Here is an 18,259-nt window from a genome sequence, read left to right on the forward strand (position 1 = left end):
GGAACGGTTCAGCAAAAATCAAGCTTCCTCCAGAATGGCTACCGCGCGGCGGATGCCTTCCTTGAGGTCGACCTTCGGCTCCCAGCCGATCGAACGGATACGCTTGTTATCCATGATCTCGGGGGTCGGATCGTTCGGCGAAGGCTCGGGCATGATCTCGTCCTCGGGATTCGCGAACGCGAGCTTCATGTTGCGCTCGGGGAACACTTCGCAAGCCGCCTGCGCAAAGCCGCGGATGGTGGTGTTGGAGGCTTCGTTACTGATATTATAAGGCACACCGTTCTCGCCGTCGAGCAGAACGTGCAGCATAGCGGTAACGGTATCGGTCACGTAGCAGAAGGAGCGGTTGGTCGCGCCGTTGCTCTTCAAGAGGATATCCTGACCGCGTACGATATTCGCGATGAACTGCGCCCATACACGGTCGTCATCCAGACGGCTCGCGCCGAAAATATAGCTCGGGCGGACGATACGGACGTTCATGCCGTACTCCTTGATATAGCTCGCGGCGATAGTCTCGGCGGCGCGCTTTCCGACGGCATAACAGCTCTTGTAGGAGGTAAAGTCGACGTAGCCGGTATCATCCTCCTCGATATACGGCTTGCCCGTATGCAGCGCGCCGTAGACCTTGAGGGATGATACGACGAGCGCCGCCTCAGCGCCGCTGTCCTTGGCGTAATTCAGCGCGTTGACGGTACCGCCGAGGTTTGCGCTGATGGTACCGACGGGATCTCGCTCGAACTCGATATTACTCGCCTGTGAGGCGGCATGGATCACGAAGTCTGCACGCTCCGCCTGTATCGGCACGGTGATATCCTGCTCGATCAGCTCGACGTCATCGCGTTCGAGAAGATGACCGAAGCGCTTGCGCGCGAAGTCGCCGAAGCGCTCCAGCGCCAGCACCTTGATGTTGTCGCCGTATAGATCGTTGCGCAGCAGAATGCCGCAGGTCATATAGTAGCCGATGAAGCCGCCCGCACCGGTCAGCAGCAGGGTCTTGCCCCTGAGCTTGTCCCATGAGATGGGGGCTTCGGCGATATCCAGCAGGTTGGTATAGATGCTCTTTTTGACGCAGTCCTGTACCTTATAAGCCATATTTCAGCTCCTCCTTCGCAAATTTCTTATAATTCTCATAGTAATACTGGGAACGCAGGGCGGTCAGATCCTCGGGGGTCGTGACCTTGATGTTGAAGCGTTCGCCGAGGAAGATATGTACCTTCTCGCCCAGCTCGATGAACAGCTCGCTGGAGGACACGGGGTTGAGGATTCCGCGCTTGTACGCCTGATCGTGCGCCCAGAGAATGCGCTCCATCGTGTAGCCCTGCGGCGCCTGGGTGATATACATGGTCGAGCGCTGGTAGCTCTTGCCGCAGGTCTCGCCGTCCTCGCTGTAGAGCAGGCTGTCGATAGACGGGGTAACGGGTACGGCGGTCTTATGCTCCTTGGTATGGCTGATACAATCGGAGATCAGCTTCTCGGAGAGCATCGGACGCACGCCGTCACAGATCAGGATCAGATCCTCGGGATCGCGGGAGAACTCGTGGGTCGCGACAACGCCGTTGTGGATGGAGTCGAAGCCATTCGCGCCGCCGGGGACGATAGACTTGACCTTGGGGACGTTGAACTTCTCGATCAACTCCTCGAGGTAGTCGATCCAGTCCTCCTTACAGGCGACGACGATATGGTCGACCTGAGGATGGTAGGCGAAGTGCTCCATGGTGTGGATGATGATCGGCTTGCCGCCGACCTCTAAAAACTGCTTGGGCAGGTCGACGGACTTCATCCGCGCGCCCTTACCGCCGGCAAATAACATCGCAGTGATCATAACTGAAATTTCCTTTCCTTATCCTGTTCGTGACAAGAGGATATAGTCATACATCATTATATTATCACACAGGCGCAGGGCTGTCAACAAAACAAACGAATAACCGCCCTGTTTAAAACAGAACGGTTATCCGAAAAATACGTTTTTCACAAAGATCTCGATTCCGATGGCGATGAGGATAACGCCGCCGACCGCCTCGGCGTGCTTGAAGATACCGCCGAAGCGCCTGCCGATCCACAGTCCCGCCGAACAGATCGCGAAGGTCACGGCGCCGATGATCAGCGAGGCGAGCAGCGCCATAGGCAGCTCGTACGCGGCAATGGTGAAGCCTACCGACAGCGCGTCGATCGAGGTCGCCACTCCCTGCACCAAAAGAACACCCAAGGTCAGGCGGCGAGTCTCCTCTTCCCCGCCTCTAAGACATTCGACGATCATCTTGATCCCGATATACAGGAGCAGAATCAGCGCGATATACGGCACGAAACGCTCGATGACCCCGAACCAGGAAACCACCGTGCGTACCAAAAGCCACCCGAGCATCGGCATCATGAACTGGAACACGCTGTAGGTGCCCGCTACGGCTGCGCTCTTCAAGGGACGCATCCGCGGCTCGGAGAGTCCGTTCGCGATCGAAACCGAGAAAGCATCCATCGCCAAACCTACGCCGAGCAATATTGAGTTGAAGACGAATAACCACATGGTTAATCAGCTCTCTTTATCACAAATCGTTATCCACTGACAGTCTCGGCAGACCTCCCGCAGCTTTCCCGCGCGGATGATCCGTTCGTTCGCAAGCGTCGACAGCTCCCGCCAATCGATTTCCGCGGGGACGGTCAGCCCCATACGCTCAAGCGTTCTTCGGTCGATTGCCGAGACCTTCTCATCATGATCGCAACGATCACCGAGCCTGTGGGGACAGGCAGCGCAGATCTCATCACAGCCCCCGGTCAAAAAGACGCGCAGGTCGTCGACCGGCGCGCCGCACACTTCATCCATATGACGGACAAAGTCCTCATTATACCCCTTACCCTCATAAAACAGCATACACAACACGTGATGAGGGCGCAGCTTCAACTCACTCACAGGTTGACGACCTTAGACAGGCGGTTCGACAGAAGCACCGCCAAAGCGATCTTCGCCGCGTCAAAGAGAAGGAACGGCACCACGCAGAGCATGAGGGATTCGACAAGTCCCATGCCGGTCACGACCATGAACCAGATCGTACCCGTCACATAACACGCGAGTACGCCCGCGACCATCGAGATCGCGAGCGGGAGCGCCTTACGCGCCCAACGATCAGCCGCGAAGCCGACGATCAGGGAGGTGAGGATAAAGCCGATGATATAGCCTCCGGTAGGACCCGCAAGGATTCCGATACCGCCGGACATCCCGGCGAATACGGGCACGCCGATCGCACCGAGCAGAATATAAATAAAAACAGCGAGCGTTCCGCGCTTCCATCCGAGCATCGCGGCGGTCAGACAAATCGCAAAGGTCTGGAGGGTGACGGGCACCTCGCCGATGGGGATACTGATGATCGAGCATACCGCGATCAGCGCGGCAAACATAGCGGTAAAGACCATATCCTTGACCGCTGTACGCGGTTTGTTGTTGTCATGGGAATTTGCAGACATAAACCATACCTCTTTCCAAAATATCAAGGATAATTATACTCTATAGAGGTAATAAAGTCAATGAAACAATTACCTGCCACATTGCTCCTTACATCAGCAGCATTGCGAATAAGCTCAAAGCCCGACGCGATGATTTCACTGCCGTTAAAGACATGTGTATCGAAGCTTTTTGTGTATTATTAATAGAAAAGCCGACAAAAACTATCCATAAAGCGAATTGTCTTTTTCGACCTTCTGTGTTATTATTTAATATGTATAAAATTTCAATGGAGAAATCCGTGCGTTTTTCACACATTAACGAATGAAAGTGTGAAAGTTTCCGCCCTGATTTTCTCTTTCCCCATCTGCGAGGAGGCAGCAATATGGCAGAAAAAAGCAAGATCATCTTCGGCAATCAAATGAGCGCAAAGGACTATAAAAAGGCGCTGCAGAGCAAAAAGAAATATCTGAAAAAATACGGCGACGACAGCAAGAAGCCCTACGCAGCCAAGGTCGTTGAGAACGCGACCCTGCATGCGCCCTTAGGCGTTATGGATATCCGCGTCAACGAGGGCGAGAGCGAGATCCCCTTCGATACCGAGAAAGGCATCATCGTCGGCAACATCCGTATGGGCTTCGGTCACTACCGTATCTCCATCGCCATGGCGTCCGCCGCTCACGCGCTGGGTTACACTCCCTACTGGATGGACCTCAACTCCTACAAGGATACCACCTGCACCAAGGTTATCGGCGCGCAGAACGATCTGTACAGTCTCGGCTCACGCCTGAGCCAGAAGATCAAGCTCTTCAACAAGCTCGTATGGGAGCCGATGAACTATGAAGGCTTCAGACAGCTTTCCTACAATGCCGCCGACCAGAAGAACGCCGAGCTGATGGCGCCGGTGTTCCACAGCGTCCCGAAGGATATCCCGCTGATCGGCACCCACGTATGGCCGGCTCAGGCGGCGATCCACGCGGGGATGAAGTACGTCGTCAACGCGATCCCCGATAACTGGCCGATGGCGCTGCATCTCGCCGAGGGCGCGACCCACACTATCCAGACCCACCAGAGCTATATGGGCTACCGTATCCTCAACGGCTTTAAAAAGAAAGAGATCCTCAACCCCATGCCCGCCGGGGATCTGGTCTATACCGGACACTATATCGACCACGAGCTGGTCGCGAATATCGAGCGCGACTGCGACGAGCGCATGAACCGCAAGAAGAACGGCGAACCGATGCGCTTCCTGTTGACCATCGGCGGCGCGGGCGCTCAGCGCGAGCTATTCGCCGCGGTCATCAAATACCTACTCCCCGCCGTCAAGGCGAAGAAGGCGGCGCTGTACGTCAACGTCGGCGACTACCGTGCGGTATGGGATGAGCTGGTCGGCGAGATCAGCGGTCTTGATGCGCTCTCCACCACCCACTTCAACGACTGGGACGACACCAACCGCTTCGCTCAGGAGGCGCTTGACGGCGCTGTCGAGGGCGTACACGCCTTCTGGCACGAGAACATCTTTGAGGCGGTATATTGCACGAACCTTCTCATGCGTTCCTGTGACGTGCTGCTGACCAAGCCCTCGGAGCTTGCGTTCTATCCCGTTCCGAAGCTGTTCCTGAAGCGTATCGGCGGCCATGAGAAGTGGGGCGCGATCCACTCCGCCGAGATGGGCGACGGCACGCTCGAGTGCGAGGATATCCCGCACACCTTGCAGATGGTGAAGCTCTTCCTCGAGGAGGAGGACACCTTAAAGTACATGTGCGACCGTATCAAGGCGAACAAAATCGCGGGGCTCTACGACGGCGCCTACGAGGTAGTCAAGCTCGCCATGAATAAGAAGAATCAGTAAACGATCGGCGTATTGCCGCTCATGGTAAGGGTAGGAATTTGACCTTTTTATCGGCTTCCTCGCCGGAAACGCTTCTCCCCTAGTCCTCGTAATAACAAACACGATATGCGGCAGTTCCGCAGAAACAGCAAAAACATTTTTCGGAGGAAAAACATGAAACGCTTAACCAAGAAACAAATGAGAATCTTCGCTGTCGGTCAGCTCGGATGGTCGACCCTCAGCGGCATCATCAGCGCGTGGTTCGTCACCTTCTATCTGCCGACGCAGGCGGATATCAGTGAGAACGGCGCGATCCAGTACATCACCCCCGGTCTGGTGATCGGCGGCTTCTTGACTGTGTTGGGACTGATCACCGCGCTGTCGCGTGTATTCGACGCGGTGACCGACCCGTGGATCGCATCGATGTCCGACCGCAGCACCAACAAGCGCGGCAGACGTATCCCCTTCATGCAGTACGCGGCGATCCCGCTTTCTGTTGTGACCGTTCTGCTGTTCTGTGCTCCCGTAAACATGATCAGCGGCTGGAACATCGCGTGGATCTCGGTATTCATCGTCCTGTTCTACCTGTTTATGACCATGTACTGCACGCCTTATAACGCCCTGATCTCCGAATTCGGCAAGACCCAGGACGACCGTATGTATATCTCTACCGCGATCTCGCTGACCTTCTTCGCCGGCACGATGCTCGCTTACACCCCCTTCGTCTTCGCGGGCTTTCTGCGCGGCAGCGTGGGCTTTGCGTGGAGCTACCGCATCTGCTTCATCGTGCTGGCGGTCATCTCCTGCATTTGCATGCTGATCCCCACCTTCTGCCTCAACGAGAAGGAATTTGTCGATACCAAGCCCTCCAACGTCAATATGCTCAAGTCGCTGGGCGCTACCTTTAAGAACAAGAGCTTCCGTACCTTTGTCGGCTCCGACATCATGTACTGGGTCGGTCTGACCCTCTTCCAGACGGGTCTGCCGTTCTTCGTCAAGGTCTCCATGAATATCAGCGAGGCATTCACCATGTATTTCCTCGGCGGCATGACCGTACTTTCGGCGTGCTTCTATCCCTTCGTATCCAAGATGGTCAAGAAGTTCGGTAAGAAGAAGCTGGTCATCGCAGGCTTCCTCGGCCTTGCGCTCGCCTACGTCATCGCAGCGCTGATCGGTATCCTCGGTACCGCTGAGCACGGCAACAGCTCCATCCCCGGTATGATCTTCGGTATCCTGATCTGCGTGATCGCGGCTTTCCCGATGGCGCTGCTCGGCATCATTCCTCAGTCTATCGTCGCCGACGTTGCCGAGGCTGACGGTATCGAGACCGGCGAGAACCGCGAGGGCATGTTCTTTGCGGCGCGTACCTTCGCGATGAAGTTCGGGCAGTCGCTGGCGATGCTGGTATTCACCTCGCTCGCGATCATCGGCACCACTCAGAACACCAACAGTAACGACATTACCGCTTCCGTCACCGGTATGACGATCGTCGGATGGGTCGCGGTCGCGTTCTGCGTACTCGGAGCGGTCATCCTCAGCTTCTATAATGAAAAGAAGATCATGGCTACGATCGACAAAAAGAACAAATAAATCATTAATACCCGGCAGTGATTGCCAGCCAATCGGCTTCGCCGTTTCCTTACATTGACACTTTTATAAATGGTGATAATATGATCAAAAAACTAACCGGCGAGCGGGATGCCTTTCTCCTGCAGACCGAAAATACCGCCTACGTGATCTCGATCCTGCCCTCGGGGCATCCCGAGCACCTTTATTACGGTTCCCGTATAGACGCAGATTCGCTCGATGATCTCTTTGCTCTCAGTCAGAAGCGCGAGTTCGAGCCCGGCAACGTGATCGTCTATTCCGAAGAGCACAATACGACCTCGCTGGAGGATATCTGCCTCGAGTGCTCGGGCGAGGGTCACGGCGACGTGCGCGAGCCCTTCCTCGAGATCGTTCGCGCGGACGGCTCCCGCACCACCGATTTTCTCTATCAGGGCTATGAGATCACCGACGTAAAGCCGGCGTTCGACTCGCTCCCCGGCTCCTACAGCGCAGACGGAAAGGTCGAGCACCTTACGCTGAACCTTTCCGATGAAGATTTGGCGCTTCAGCTGCACTACTATGTATATCCCGACTGTGACGTGATCACCCGATCTGCCAAGCTGACTAATCACGGCGCCGAGCCTGTCGAGGTCGAGCGGATGATGTCCGTACAGCTGGATCTGCCCGATCACGGATGGGCAGTCACCGCGTTCCACGGCGCATGGGCACGTGAGATGGATAAGTCCACCGTCGTACCCAACCGAGGCAAGTACATCATCGAGAGTCGCACGGGCTGCTCCTCGAACCGCACGAATCCCTTCTTCATGCTCCATCGTCCCGATACGAGCGAGGACATCGGCGCGGTCTACGGCTTCAACCTGATCTACAGCGGCAATCACTATGCCTCGGCGGAGGTCAGCGCGTTTTTCAAGACCCGCGTCGTACAGGGCGTGAATCCCGCGGGCTTCCGCTGGCTGCTCGAAGAAGGCGAGAACTTTGAAGCGCCCGAGGCGGTCATGACCTATACCGACCGCGGCTTCGGCGCCCAGAGCCGCAACATGCACCGCTTCGTCCGCGAGCATATCCTGCGCGGCGAATGGGCGCATAAGGAACGCCCCGTTCTGCTCAACTCATGGGAGGCGTCCTACTTCAATATCACCGAGAACAGTCTTGTTTCGCTTGCGAAAGCGGGCAAGGATCTCGGTATTGAGCTGTTCGTCATGGATGACGGATGGTTCGGCGACCGCAACGACGATTTCCGCGCACTCGGCGACTGGGATTATAATCCGAAGAAGCTCCCCGGCGGACTCAAGCGCCTCGCGAAAAAGGTCACCGACCTCGGGATCGGCTTCGGTCTCTGGGTCGAGCCGGAGATGGTCAACGTGAACTCCCGCCTCTATGAAGCCCACCCCGACTGGGCGATGGCGATCCCCGGCAAGCTCCACAGCGAGGGCAGACACCAGCGCATCCTCGACCTGAGCAATCCCGCCGTATCCGACTGGATGATCGAGAAAATGAGCGAGGTCTTTTCCGCAGGTGATATCACCTATGTCAAATGGGATATGAACCGCATCTTCTCCGACGTATTCTCGCCGTATCTGCCGCCGAAGCGACAGGGCGAGACCGCCCACCGCTACATGCTGGGTCTTTACAAGGTGATGAAGGCGCTGACCGAACGATTCCCGCATATCCTCTTTGAGGGCTGCGCCTCGGGCGGATGCCGCTTTGACCTCGGTATCCTCAGCTACTTCCCGCAGATCTGGGGCTCCGACAACACCGACGCGCTCTGCCGCTCCCATATCCAGGAGGGCTACAGCTACGGCTATCCGCAATGCTGCGTCGCGGCGCATGTCTCGGCATGTCCGAATCACCAGACCCTCCGCTCTACCCCGCTCGAGACCCGCTTCAATATCGCGTCCTTCGGCGCACTGGGCTACGAGCTGAACGTAGGCGACCTGAGCTCCGACGACAAGGAGCATGTACGCCTGCAGATCACACTCTACAAGGTTTGGCGCGATGTGCTCCAGTACGGCGATATGCACCGCATCCGAACGGGCGGCAACCATCACGAATGGATTGCCGTCAGCGAGGATCAATCCCGCGCTGTCGGCATGCTCATGCAGGAGCTGGTACAGCCCGACCTGCAGTCCCATCGGTTTATATGCAAGGGGCTCGACCCCGACCGCACCTACCGCTTCCACAACATCTCGGGCAAGGTGAACATCAAACTCTTCGGCTCGCTGATCAACACCATGACGCCGATCCATATCCGTCAGGACGGTGTTCTCCATAATCTGATCGCCCGCTTCGTCAAGATGGGCGGCGAGGTCGAGGATTATACAGCCAAGGGCTCCGTCCTCATGGGCGCGGGCGTCGCGCTGAGACAGCAGTTCTCCGGCAACGGTTACAATGAGAACGTCCGCCTCTTCCCCGACTTCTCCTCGCGCATGTACTTCATCGAAGCGATCGACTGATACCTATAAATACAGCAAAAGGACTTCCTACATCAGTGCCGGAAGTCCTCTTTTTATCGGTATTTATGATCAATAATTTGCCTCGTGAACCTCGAAGTAGCTCTGCGGATGGTTGCAGGTGGGACAGACATCGGGCGCCTTGGTACCGACTACGATGTGACCGCAGTTGCGGCACTCCCACACCTTGACCTCGCTCTTCTCAAACACCTGAGCAGTCTCAACGTTCTTCAGCAGTGCGCGGTAACGCTCCTCGTGCTGCTTCTCGATCGCACCGACCAGACGGAAGCGGGCAGCAAGCTCAGCGAAGCCCTCCTCCTCAGCGGTCTTGGCGAAGTTCTCATACATATCGGTCCACTCATAGTTTTCGCCGTCAGCCGCGGCGGAAAGGTTCTCGGCGGTATCGCCGATACCGTTCAGCTCCTTGAACCAGAGCTTCGCGTGCTCCTTCTCGTTCTCGGCGGTCTTGAGGAAGAGCGCGGCGATCTGCTCGAAGCCCTCCTTCTTCGCCTTTGACGCAAAGTAGGTGTACTTGTTGCGCGCCATCGACTCGCCCGCGAAAGCCGCCTCCAGATTCTTTTCGGTCTGTGTTCCTACGTATTTATTTGCCATGATGATACACTCCTTTTTCCTAGTATGGTTCAGCGCTCGATGATTATGCCTTCCAGAGACTGTGGAGATTGCAGTAGGCGTAGACAGCCTCGACCTCTTCGCCCTCACACAGCGCGAAGCACGCCTCGGGCGCGTCGCCGGGCTTCAGCGCCTTACGCTGGTTGCCCGCAGTGGTCTGAACCGCGATCCACTCGATATAATGCTCGTCGAGCATCGGATGAGCGACGGAACCAACCTTGACATGCACGATGTTGTCCTTGACTTCAAAGACAGGAACGTGCTTCTCAACAGCGGCGTCGGTGGTACCGGGAACGATCTCGGTCATCTTCTGACCGCAGCACATCACTGGTACGCCCTTGTCCCTGACCATCGCGATCATGTTGCCGCAATGCTCACAGATGTAGAATTTCATTTCCATAGAATAACCTCCTTGTGTCAGAGCTCAAACGAATAATCATCGAAGCTCGGCATAAATTTTCTTGATTCTACCATAAAGGATGTCGGAACACAAGTGTTTTTTTGATTAGCGTCGGCTAATCTTTTTGGATAAAAAAGCACACATAAACAACAACCCGCCGGGATGAATCCGGCGGGCTGCTGTACTGTATTGGGTTTCGGTCAGGCAAACCTTGGGCTTCGCCTGTGATCGATCATTTGAGCTTGTCTATATTCTCACGCGCCTTACGGATGACGCGCAGGTCGTTATCATAGGTACAGCGGTGATGCGCCTCCTCGAGATCGACCCATATGTAGCTGTCGATCTCCTCCTCCTGGATCCTCACCTTGTCGGACATGGTCTGTGCCATGAAGAAAACAACGCGCTTGCGGATCTTGCCGAAGGGGCAGTAGTCGGCGACCTCGCGGAAAGAGTCGATGATACGGATGTTCAGACCCGTTTCCTCATAGACCTCGCGGATAGCAGTCTCCTGCTCGGTCTCGCCCTGCTCCACATGACCCTTGGGGAAGCTGTAGTTCCTACCGTTATGGTTGCGAACCAGAAGGATCTTACAGCGGTCGCCCTGCTTATAGATCACGATAGCTCCGCAGCTCTTCTCATACAGGCAGGTGATCTTCTCGATCCGGGCGTTATGCAAGCGCGAGAGCTTCTCGCGGATTCCGGGCTCGTAGTAGATCTCGCCCTCGGGTGCAACGATCAGCTTTTCTCCGACCCCTTTGATGGTGACGACGGCGATGACAACGCCGAACACAAAATCGCGAAGCGGCTTGCGGGAGATAATGTATGCGCTCTTATGTTTAAAGGTATCGGCGTCGGCATAACCCGAATACAGGTCGTCCGCCAGAATACCGTAGACACTCACCTTGACCTTCTTTGCTATCATTCCGTCTCACCTCCTTTAGTAAATGCTTTCGATACGATCGAGCTGTACAGCGGCGTTCGCGGCGACCGTGTTGTTCAGGAAGAGCACCTCGGTAATACCGTTGTCCTGCATATAGCTCTTGAGATTCTGTCCGAAATGGCGGAAATCGATCACGTGGACTTCCTCGTAATTGTTGGTCAGGAAGGGCACAAAAGCGTTGCCGTAGCTCTCCTTGACGACGGCAATCTTCTTACCGTTCTTCAGCTCGTCGTTGTATTCGACAAACAGCGGCGCGTCGCCGTAGATGAATACGCCGTAAGCGATTGAGCCGCCGCTCTCCTGCTCGTACAGCACGGAGGTCTCATACAGCTCCTCGCCGGGGTTATCCTGGCGCATCGCGTGGGTCTGGTACGGGAAGGTCCAGAAGTGGACGGTGTCAAGATGCTCATAGAGCGATGGATCGCTGTCGACCATCGAGCCCTCAAAGCCCTCGATCGTGTGCTCGGTGCAGGTAGAGAGGTCGAGCGGGGTCTGGCCCGTCTGCTCACAAAACGCCTGATACGCGTAATACGCGCCCAGTCCCGTCCAGTGGTGGTCGGTGTTGAAGTAGATGTACTCGTCAAGATGTTTAGCAAGATTGTTATAAGCGTTGATCGGCTTGACGTCGGCAGAATACTTTGAATAGATCGCCTTGATGTTATCCGCCTGAGAGGTAGTCGAAACAGCGCCGCTCTGGATCAGACGAGGCGGTATCGCGAACTCGGTGTGATTCGGGACAACCATGTTGTAGACCGTAAACTCCGGAGCGTTGGTCTTGAACTTCGAGATCGTATCGGCATATGCCTGAGCCGAATCGTCGGAGCCGCTGAACAGCTCCAGCGCCATGTTGTTATAGATATAGATGCCGCCGTTAGAGGCTGAGTAGTAGCCCTCCTTGCCGTCATCCTTGATGTTCGGTGTGATAAAGTTGGTCGCTGTGTCCGCCGCTGCCTGAGTCGGTGTTTCGGAAGCGGCCTCCGCGACGACTGCTGTCGTCTCGACGGTCTTGTTGCCGCCTGAGCCGCCAAAGATAGCACGGAACAGCTGTACCAGTAGGAAAATCGCCAGGAAAACGATCAGCAGACCGACGACGACGATGATCGTGCGTCGAATCAGCAGCTTTTTTCTGCGCTCGCGCTTCATCTGAGCGATCGCCCTCTGGCGTTTTAAACTATCGCTTGCACGGCGGGTATCATTACCGCCGTTGTAATCGTAGTTCACGCAAATCCCTCCGTTTCAAAAAAATATGCTCGTATAAAAATCCTATATTCTAAGTTATTATACTACAAAAACAAGATAGATACAACATTTAATTCAGAAAAAACAGCATAATCCACCGTTATTTTTCGAAAATTCACACGGATTTCTTATTATTCTTGCGCTTTCATCCATCTTGTGCTATGATAGGTAAGGTTATATTATAAAGAAAGCGTGATTTCATGGACTATCAATTTTCCGACCGCGTACTGGCGCTCAAGCCGAACGCCATTCGCGAAATACTCAAAAGCGCCTCCGACCCCGAGGTCATCTCACTCTCGGCAGGCAATCCCGCTCCCGACGCCTTCCCCGTAGAGGCGATCAGCGAGATCTCCGCGCGTATCCTACGCGACAATCCCATCGGCGTTCTTCAATACGGCGTCAGCGAGGGCTATAATCCCCTGCGCGACACCCTCAAGACTTATCTGAAAGAAAAGCATAACATCGGCTCAGAGGACGACGAGCTGATCATCGTCTCGGGCGCCCAGCAGGTTATGGATATTGCCGCCAAGACTTTTCTCAATGAGGGCGACGTGCTCGTATGTGAAGCGCCGAGCTTCGTCGGCTCCTTAAACACTTTCCGCAGCTACAATGCGGAGCTGGTTGGCGTTCCCGTACAGCCCGACGGCATGGACATGGACGCGCTTGAAAAGGTTCTCGATGAGAATCCCCGTGCCAAGATGATCTACACCATCCCCAACTTCCAGAATCCCTCCGGCGTCACCATGTCGCTCGAGAAGAGAAAGCGCCTCTATGAGCTGGCGAAAGCTCACGGCTGCATGATTATCGAGGACAACCCCTACGGCGACCTGCGCTACTACGGCGAGGACGTCCCCTCCATCAAGAGCTGGGACACCGAAGGCATCGTGATTTACTCCGGCTCGTTCTCTAAGGTCATCTCCCCCGGCATCCGCGTCGGCTTTATGGTCGCTCCCAAGGCGGCGATGGCGAAGATGATTATATGCAAGCAGGGTCAGGACGTCCACACTACCATGTGGTCACAGATGATCTGTAACGAATACATGACGAAGTATGACTTTGAAGGTCATCTGAGCTTTTTGAGAAAGCTCTATACACAGAAGGCCGACCTGTGCATGCAGCTGCTCGACGAGTATGTCGTCCCGAACGGCATCACCTACAACAAGATTCAGGGCGGTCTGTTCATCTGGTGCGATCTGCCGGAGGATGTCGATATGCTCGATTTCTGCAAGAAGCTGACCGAACGTAAGGTCTGCGTCGTACCGGGCAACGCTTTCCTCACCGACAGTGATCTGCCGTGCCACAGCTTCCGCATCAACTTCTCCACCCCCACCGACAAGGACCTCACCGAGGGTATCAAGGAGATCGGTAAGCTCGCGAAGGAGATCATCGGTTAACAATGTATAGGGACGACCATCGGTCGACCGCAAAGCGACGGACATCATCGATATCAGCGAGCGAACAATGCTCGCCCCTACGTCAACGTCCGCTCTCCGATCAACATACAATAAAGGACTGATATAATATGGAAAACACCGAAAAGAAGCAAATCGTATTCTCCGCGATCCAGCCCAGCGGCTCCATCACCCTCGGCAACTACCTCGGCGCCGTGAAGAACTGGGTCAGGATGCAGGAGAATCCCGCATACAACTGCATTTACGCGCTGGCTGACCTGCACACCATCACCGTGCGTCAGGATCCCGCGCAGTTCCGCAAGAACATCATCGACATGTACGCCTCGATCATGGCGTGCGGCGTGGACGTCGACAAGGCGCCGTTCTTCATCCAGAGTCACAACCCCGATCATGCGGTGATGGGCTGGATCCTGGACTGCTACACCCAGTTCGGCGAGCTCAGCCGCATGACTCAGTTCAAGGACAAGAGCGCGAAGCACGCCGACAACATCAACGCCGGTCTGTTCACCTACCCGAGCCTGATGGCGGGCGATATTCTGTTGTATCAGGCGGATAAGGTACCGGTCGGCAGCGATCAGATGCAGCACCTCGAGTTGACCCGCGACATCGCCAACCGCTTCAACGGCATCTACGGCAACGTGTTCAAGATTCCCGAGGGCTTCATCCCCAAGGACGGCGCGCGCGTCATGAGTCTGCAGAACCCGACCGCCAAGATGAGCAAATCCGATGAGAACGCCAACAGCTTTATCCTCCTGACCGACGAGGACAACGTCATCATGAAGAAGTTCAAGCGCGCGATCACCGACAGCGAGGCGAAGGTTCGTTACGCCGAGGGCAAGGACGGCATCAACAACCTCATGTCCATCTACTCCGCCGTAACGGGACTGAGCTACGAGCAGATCGAGCACGACTTCGACGGCAAGGGCTACGGCGACTTCAAGACTGCCGTCGGCGAGGCTGTCGTCGCGGAGCTCTCCCCCATCCGCAAGCGCTATCAGGAGTATTTAAAAGACAAAAAATACATCGAAGAATGTTACACCAAATCTCTCGAGTTCGTTCAGCGACTGAGCCACCGCACTGTCGAAAAAGCGATGAAAAAAATCGGTTACGTTCTGCCTAAAAGATAACAGACATAAAATAACACAGCCCCTTGAACCGCACGTTCAAGGGGCATTTTATTTCTGATGTTCCGATTACAATACTCAACCGATTCTGCCGACGCTGTCGTCGGTGGCGAGGTTATCCAGCGAATAGAGCACCAGCACCTGATCGACCTTCTCCTTCTCAACGATATCGGAGAGAGGGTTCGCGAAGTAACGCAGGTCAACCATGATGATCTCGCTGTAGTGATCGGCGAGGTACGGCACCAGCGAATGGGCGAAGCTGTCTTTGATGACCATGAGCTTCTTATCCGAGGTCGCCTTGGTGTTCTTGATGACCGTGTAGGGGTGGTTGCCGTCGAGGTAGACAGGGTACTTGTCGTCCTCGTCGAGGTGGCTGTAGAAGAACATATTCTTCTGCTCGATGACCTTGTCGCCGTCGGTGATGGTCACGGAGACGGTCTCGTCGTTCGCGGGATTGTCCCAGACCTCGATATTCTCGGACGGCACCATCCAGAAGCCGGAGGTGGAATAGGTCGTGCCGTAAAAGCCGGGGTACGGGGTCTTGGTGTAGACGCTCTCATCGTTCGGCGTATAACCGAGGGCGGAGCCCAGCTCACGATACGCGGAATAGGCGCCGTAAGCGGTCCAGTGGTGGTCGGTGCGGTAGAACACCTGATTACCGTCCGCGTAGGCGGTCTGTAAGCAGCTTCTCAGATCGGCGAAGGCCGCGGTCTTGAAGGTCTCCCGCAGCTCGGCGAACGCCTCATCGTCATGATAGGTATTGTGGAATTTCGGGAGCTTGTCCGCGCAGACATAGCCGGTAGAAGGGGCGACAGCGACGGTCACAGGCGTGCCGGTACGCTGCTTTACGTCGGCGGCAAACTCCTCCAGATAGCCCGCGTTGCGCGAGAAGTTAGTCATCTCGCAGGGATCGTTAATCAGGTACCCGTCCTTGCCGAAATAGACGCCCTTCGGCGCGTTGTTGCCCATCGCCTTGTTGAAATAGGCGTTGAAGCCGACCCAGAAGTTACGACCCGCGGTATGGTCGGAAATGAAATTTTCAAAGGATTTTTCGAACTGTCCGGAAAATACGGCGGACAGGCTGAACGCCGGCGCCTTCTCCAGATAGCGCTTCTCGGAGGAGCTGAAATCCTTCTTCGGCAGAACGATCAGGAGGATCAGCATGACCGAGATGAAGCCGCCGAAAATCACGGCGGGGAGATGTTTGTAAAGCTTTTTCATAAGCGAGTCCTTTTTCTCGTTACATCAAACAATTTTATCACAAGGGTCTGTCAAAAAACCTCGATCAGAATCGGAAGTAGATAAACGGATTGTAGCTGCCCGCAACTAAGAACGCGGTGCTCAGAAGCAGCACGATACCGCAGTAGACGGTCTGCAGCGCGGGAGCGGCTGCGCTCTCCTTCACCTTCTCATACAGCTTAACGCCCAGCGGGGTGGAAGCGACGCAGGCGATCAGCAGTACGGGCAGATAAGACATCACGAGAGTCAGGGCGTTGTTGCCGATGACGATGCCGCCGAAGCTGAACATCGATCTCAGCTGTGCCCAGAGCGCCGTCATGCCGCCCATATCGTCGGAGAAGAAGAAGATCACCCAGCCGATGATGATAAAGAACAGCGCGTAGATGTGCTGAACAGCGGCGGGGGCTTTATCGAGCCACTTCTTGAGGATGAACTTCTCGAGCACCAGCAGCAGTCCGAAGTACAGACCCCATAGGATGAAGTTGTACGACGCGCCGTGCCAGAGTCCGGTCAGGAACCAAACGATCAACAGATTGATCATCTGGCGTGCGATACCCTTGCGGTTGCCGCCCAGCGGGATGTACACATACTCTCGAAACCAGGTGCCCAGCGAGATATGCCAGCGTCGCCAGAACTCGGTGATGCTCTTGGAGATATAGGGATAGTTGAAGTTCTTGAGGAATTCAAAGCCCAGCATATTGCCCAGACCGCACGCCATATCCGAATAGCCGGAGAAGTCGAAGTAGATCTGGAAGCTGTAGGCGATAATCCCCAGCCACGCGCCGAGCCAGCCGTTATCCTGTCCGGTCGCGCGCATCGCCTCCCACATGGCGCCCATCTGATTGGCGATCAGCACCTTCTTCGCGAGACCTACGCAGAAGATGCATACGCCCTTGGTGAAGTCGTCAAGGGTCTCCCGGCGGTGGTCGAGCTGATAGGCGACGTCCTTATAGCGGACGATCGGACCCGCGATCAGCTGAGGGAACAGCGATACGTATGTACCGAAGGTGATCACATTCTTCTGCACCGGCGCCTCACGGCGGTAGACGTCGATCGAGTAGGACATCGTCTGGAAGGTATAGAAGCTGATGCCGATCGGCAGCGCGGGGAGATTCGGGATCGGGATGTTGATAAAGGGCAGGAGGTTGAGCGTTTTCAGCACCATGCCCGAGTACTTGAAGAAGCCCAGCATGCTCAGATTGATCACCATCGAGGCGATCAGAAAGCGCTTGGCGACCTTGGGGTTGGAATCGCGGTTCTTGTCGATGAAGTAGCCGCAGGTATAGTCGACGATGGTCGAGATGATCATCAGCGAAACGTAGATCGGCTCGCCCCAGCCGTAGAAGATCAGATTCACCGCGAACAGCAGCAGGTTGCGCCATTTGCGCGGGCAGATATAGTAGCTCAGCAGAACGATCGGCAGATAGACGAACAAAAACAGCAGCGATGAAAATACCATGGGCGAACCCCCTTTCTATCCGGTGAATGGTTTACGTTGAACGGTGAAGGGCGGACTCCGTCCGCACCTGATCGAAAGGATTGGTCTTTCGGAACAGGATACCGTTCTCTGTTATCCTAAATTAAAACAAGATATTCTTCCTGAAATCCTCGTTGCAGCGGGGACAGTGGATGTGCTGTACGCCGGTGCGCTTCTTGAGGCGGAGCTGCGCCTTGCAGTAGGGACAGCGGACATAGCGGTGGGTCTTGAAGTCCCTCACCTTCATGTACTGGCGCTTGAAGAAATCGGAAACCGCCGTAAAAATACCGATGAAGCGGTTGTTCTCATACAGGCGCTTATTGATGTTGGTCGACAGCGCCCGCAGAACGGCGAGCAGGATCAGCAGCAGGATGATGACCACCAGGATCGGACTGCGCACGAAAAGGTTGATCAGGTACAGCACGCCCGCAACGACCCATATAAAGGTGTTCAGCTTATCGTTGCCGTATCTGCCGTTCATGAACGCGGCGGCCTTTTGCAGAAAATTACGCATA

The 18,259-nt window shown here is 55.4% G+C and carries 17 protein-coding genes; 5 read left to right on the forward strand and 12 right to left on the reverse strand.

Features of this window, described 5'->3' with window-relative positions; all coding sequences use genetic code 11:
• Positions 1 to 18 precede the first annotated feature (18 nt).
• The 5 genes from R2I50_RS00210 to R2I50_RS00230 all read right to left on the reverse strand — a co-directional run bounded on the left by R2I50_RS00210 (position 19) and on the right by R2I50_RS00230 (position 3,456).
• The gene (locus R2I50_RS00210) at positions 19 to 1,092 is read right to left on the reverse strand and encodes an NAD-dependent epimerase/dehydratase family protein (protein WP_316607041.1); all 1,074 of its coding nucleotides are present in this window, start codon (positions 1,090 to 1,092) and stop codon (positions 19 to 21) included.
• Entirely contained in the window at positions 1,082 to 1,822 is a 741-nt protein-coding gene (locus tag R2I50_RS00215) for an IspD/TarI family cytidylyltransferase (RefSeq protein ID WP_316607042.1), read from the reverse strand. Before R2I50_RS00215 ends, R2I50_RS00210 begins: the two co-directional genes overlap by 11 nt.
• A 126-nt stretch (positions 1,823 to 1,948) precedes the next feature.
• A complete protein-coding gene (locus R2I50_RS00220; RefSeq protein WP_316607043.1) occupies positions 1,949 to 2,521 on the reverse strand; it encodes a manganese efflux pump MntP family protein in 573 nt (190 codons plus the stop codon).
• Positions 2,522 to 2,527: 6 nt separating this feature from the next.
• Entirely contained in the window at positions 2,528 to 2,905 is a 378-nt protein-coding gene (locus tag R2I50_RS00225; RefSeq protein ID WP_316607044.1) for a DUF1284 domain-containing protein, read from the reverse strand.
• Positions 2,902 to 3,456, reverse strand: a complete 555-nt coding sequence (locus tag R2I50_RS00230; RefSeq protein ID WP_316607045.1) for a biotin transporter BioY — start codon at positions 3,454 to 3,456, stop codon at positions 2,902 to 2,904. Before R2I50_RS00230 ends, R2I50_RS00225 begins: the two co-directional genes overlap by 4 nt.
• A 362-nt stretch (positions 3,457 to 3,818) precedes the next feature.
• Here R2I50_RS00230 and R2I50_RS00235 point away from each other — a divergent pair, with 362 nt between their 5' ends.
• The 3 genes from R2I50_RS00235 (at position 3,819) to R2I50_RS00245 (ending at position 9,286) form a co-directional block, all read left to right on the forward strand.
• Positions 3,819 to 5,285 carry a DUF6937 domain-containing protein gene (locus R2I50_RS00235; protein ID WP_316607046.1) on the forward strand — a complete coding sequence of 489 codons (1,467 nt, stop codon included), beginning with the start codon at positions 3,819 to 3,821 and terminating at the stop codon, positions 5,283 to 5,285.
• A gap of 153 nt (positions 5,286 to 5,438) precedes the next feature.
• Positions 5,439 to 6,854, forward strand: a complete 1,416-nt coding sequence (locus R2I50_RS00240) for an MFS transporter (RefSeq protein ID WP_316607047.1) — start codon at positions 5,439 to 5,441, stop codon at positions 6,852 to 6,854.
• Between the two features lie 80 nt (positions 6,855 to 6,934).
• The gene (locus R2I50_RS00245; protein WP_316607048.1) at positions 6,935 to 9,286 is read left to right on the forward strand and encodes an alpha-galactosidase; all 2,352 of its coding nucleotides are present in this window, start codon (positions 6,935 to 6,937) and stop codon (positions 9,284 to 9,286) included.
• A gap of 69 nt (positions 9,287 to 9,355) precedes the next feature.
• Here the strand turns inward: R2I50_RS00245 and rbr are convergent, their stop codons facing one another.
• From rbr to R2I50_RS00265, 4 genes are all read right to left on the reverse strand, one after another.
• Positions 9,356 to 9,895 carry a rubrerythrin gene (gene rbr, locus R2I50_RS00250; RefSeq protein WP_399552804.1) on the reverse strand — a complete coding sequence of 180 codons (540 nt, stop codon included), beginning with the start codon at positions 9,893 to 9,895 and terminating at the stop codon, positions 9,356 to 9,358.
• Between the two features lie 43 nt (positions 9,896 to 9,938).
• On the reverse strand, positions 9,939 to 10,313 hold the full coding sequence (locus tag R2I50_RS00255) for a desulfoferrodoxin family protein (RefSeq protein ID WP_399552805.1): 375 nt from the start codon (positions 10,311 to 10,313) through the stop codon (positions 9,939 to 9,941).
• Positions 10,314 to 10,545: 232 nt separating this feature from the next.
• Positions 10,546 to 11,235, reverse strand: a complete 690-nt coding sequence (locus R2I50_RS00260) for an NUDIX domain-containing protein (protein ID WP_316607049.1) — start codon at positions 11,233 to 11,235, stop codon at positions 10,546 to 10,548.
• A gap of 15 nt (positions 11,236 to 11,250) precedes the next feature.
• Positions 11,251 to 12,474 carry a DHHW family protein gene (locus tag R2I50_RS00265; RefSeq protein ID WP_316607050.1) on the reverse strand — a complete coding sequence of 408 codons (1,224 nt, stop codon included), beginning with the start codon at positions 12,472 to 12,474 and terminating at the stop codon, positions 11,251 to 11,253.
• Between the two features lie 218 nt (positions 12,475 to 12,692).
• On the opposite strand from R2I50_RS00265, the gene R2I50_RS00270 reads away from it, so the two are divergent.
• Positions 12,693 to 13,886, forward strand: a complete 1,194-nt coding sequence (locus tag R2I50_RS00270) for a PLP-dependent aminotransferase family protein (RefSeq protein ID WP_316607051.1) — start codon at positions 12,693 to 12,695, stop codon at positions 13,884 to 13,886.
• A gap of 128 nt (positions 13,887 to 14,014) precedes the next feature.
• Positions 14,015 to 15,031: a tryptophan--tRNA ligase gene (gene trpS, locus R2I50_RS00275; RefSeq protein ID WP_316607052.1), complete on the forward strand. Its 1,017-nt coding sequence runs from the start codon at positions 14,015 to 14,017 to the stop codon at positions 15,029 to 15,031.
• Positions 15,032 to 15,106: 75 nt separating this feature from the next.
• Here the strand turns inward: trpS and R2I50_RS00280 are convergent, their stop codons facing one another.
• The 3 genes from R2I50_RS00280 to R2I50_RS00290 form a co-directional block, all read right to left on the reverse strand.
• Positions 15,107 to 16,249, reverse strand: a complete 1,143-nt coding sequence (locus R2I50_RS00280; protein ID WP_316607053.1) for a DHHW family protein — start codon at positions 16,247 to 16,249, stop codon at positions 15,107 to 15,109.
• A gap of 64 nt (positions 16,250 to 16,313) precedes the next feature.
• Positions 16,314 to 17,726 (reverse strand): MBOAT family O-acyltransferase, encoded by a 1,413-nt coding sequence (locus R2I50_RS00285; protein ID WP_316607054.1) that lies wholly within the window; start codon positions 17,724 to 17,726, stop codon positions 16,314 to 16,316.
• 121 nt (positions 17,727 to 17,847) lie between these two features.
• Positions 17,848 to 18,258 carry a hypothetical protein gene (locus tag R2I50_RS00290; protein WP_316607055.1) on the reverse strand — a complete coding sequence of 137 codons (411 nt, stop codon included), beginning with the start codon at positions 18,256 to 18,258 and terminating at the stop codon, positions 17,848 to 17,850.
• Between the last annotated feature and the right edge of the window lies 1 nt (position 18,259).

It is taken from the genome of uncultured Ruminococcus sp., from assembly GCA_902785355.1.
GTDB lineage: Bacteria > Bacillota > Clostridia > Oscillospirales > Acutalibacteraceae > Ruminococcoides.

Excerpts from the sequence above, each read along its gene's own strand:
- R2I50_RS00210 (WP_316607041.1), bottom strand. The coding sequence starts at position 1,092 with ATGGCTTATAAGGTACAGGACTGCGTCAAAAAGAGCATCTATACCAAC.
- R2I50_RS00215 (WP_316607042.1), bottom strand. The coding sequence starts at position 1,822 with ATGATCACTGCGATGTTATTTGCCGGCGGTAAGGGCGCGCGGATGAAG.
- R2I50_RS00220 (WP_316607043.1), bottom strand. The coding sequence starts at position 2,521 with ATGTGGTTATTCGTCTTCAACTCAATATTGCTCGGCGTAGGTTTGGCG.
- R2I50_RS00230 (WP_316607045.1), bottom strand. The coding sequence starts at position 3,456 with ATGTCTGCAAATTCCCATGACAACAACAAACCGCGTACAGCGGTCAAG.
- R2I50_RS00235 (WP_316607046.1), top strand. The coding sequence starts at position 3,819 with ATGGCAGAAAAAAGCAAGATCATCTTCGGCAATCAAATGAGCGCAAAG.
- R2I50_RS00240 (WP_316607047.1), top strand. The coding sequence starts at position 5,439 with ATGAAACGCTTAACCAAGAAACAAATGAGAATCTTCGCTGTCGGTCAG.
- R2I50_RS00245 (WP_316607048.1), top strand. The coding sequence starts at position 6,935 with ATGATCAAAAAACTAACCGGCGAGCGGGATGCCTTTCTCCTGCAGACC.
- rbr (WP_399552804.1), bottom strand. The coding sequence starts at position 9,895 with ATGGCAAATAAATACGTAGGAACACAGACCGAAAAGAATCTGGAGGCG.
- R2I50_RS00255 (WP_399552805.1), bottom strand. The coding sequence starts at position 10,313 with ATGGAAATGAAATTCTACATCTGTGAGCATTGCGGCAACATGATCGCG.
- R2I50_RS00260 (WP_316607049.1), bottom strand. The coding sequence starts at position 11,235 with ATGATAGCAAAGAAGGTCAAGGTGAGTGTCTACGGTATTCTGGCGGAC.
- R2I50_RS00270 (WP_316607051.1), top strand. The coding sequence starts at position 12,693 with ATGGACTATCAATTTTCCGACCGCGTACTGGCGCTCAAGCCGAACGCC.
- trpS (WP_316607052.1), top strand. The coding sequence starts at position 14,015 with ATGGAAAACACCGAAAAGAAGCAAATCGTATTCTCCGCGATCCAGCCC.
- R2I50_RS00280 (WP_316607053.1), bottom strand. The coding sequence starts at position 16,249 with ATGAAAAAGCTTTACAAACATCTCCCCGCCGTGATTTTCGGCGGCTTC.
- R2I50_RS00285 (WP_316607054.1), bottom strand. The coding sequence starts at position 17,726 with ATGGTATTTTCATCGCTGCTGTTTTTGTTCGTCTATCTGCCGATCGTT.
- R2I50_RS00290 (WP_316607055.1), bottom strand. The coding sequence starts at position 18,258 with ATGCGTAATTTTCTGCAAAAGGCCGCCGCGTTCATGAACGGCAGATAC.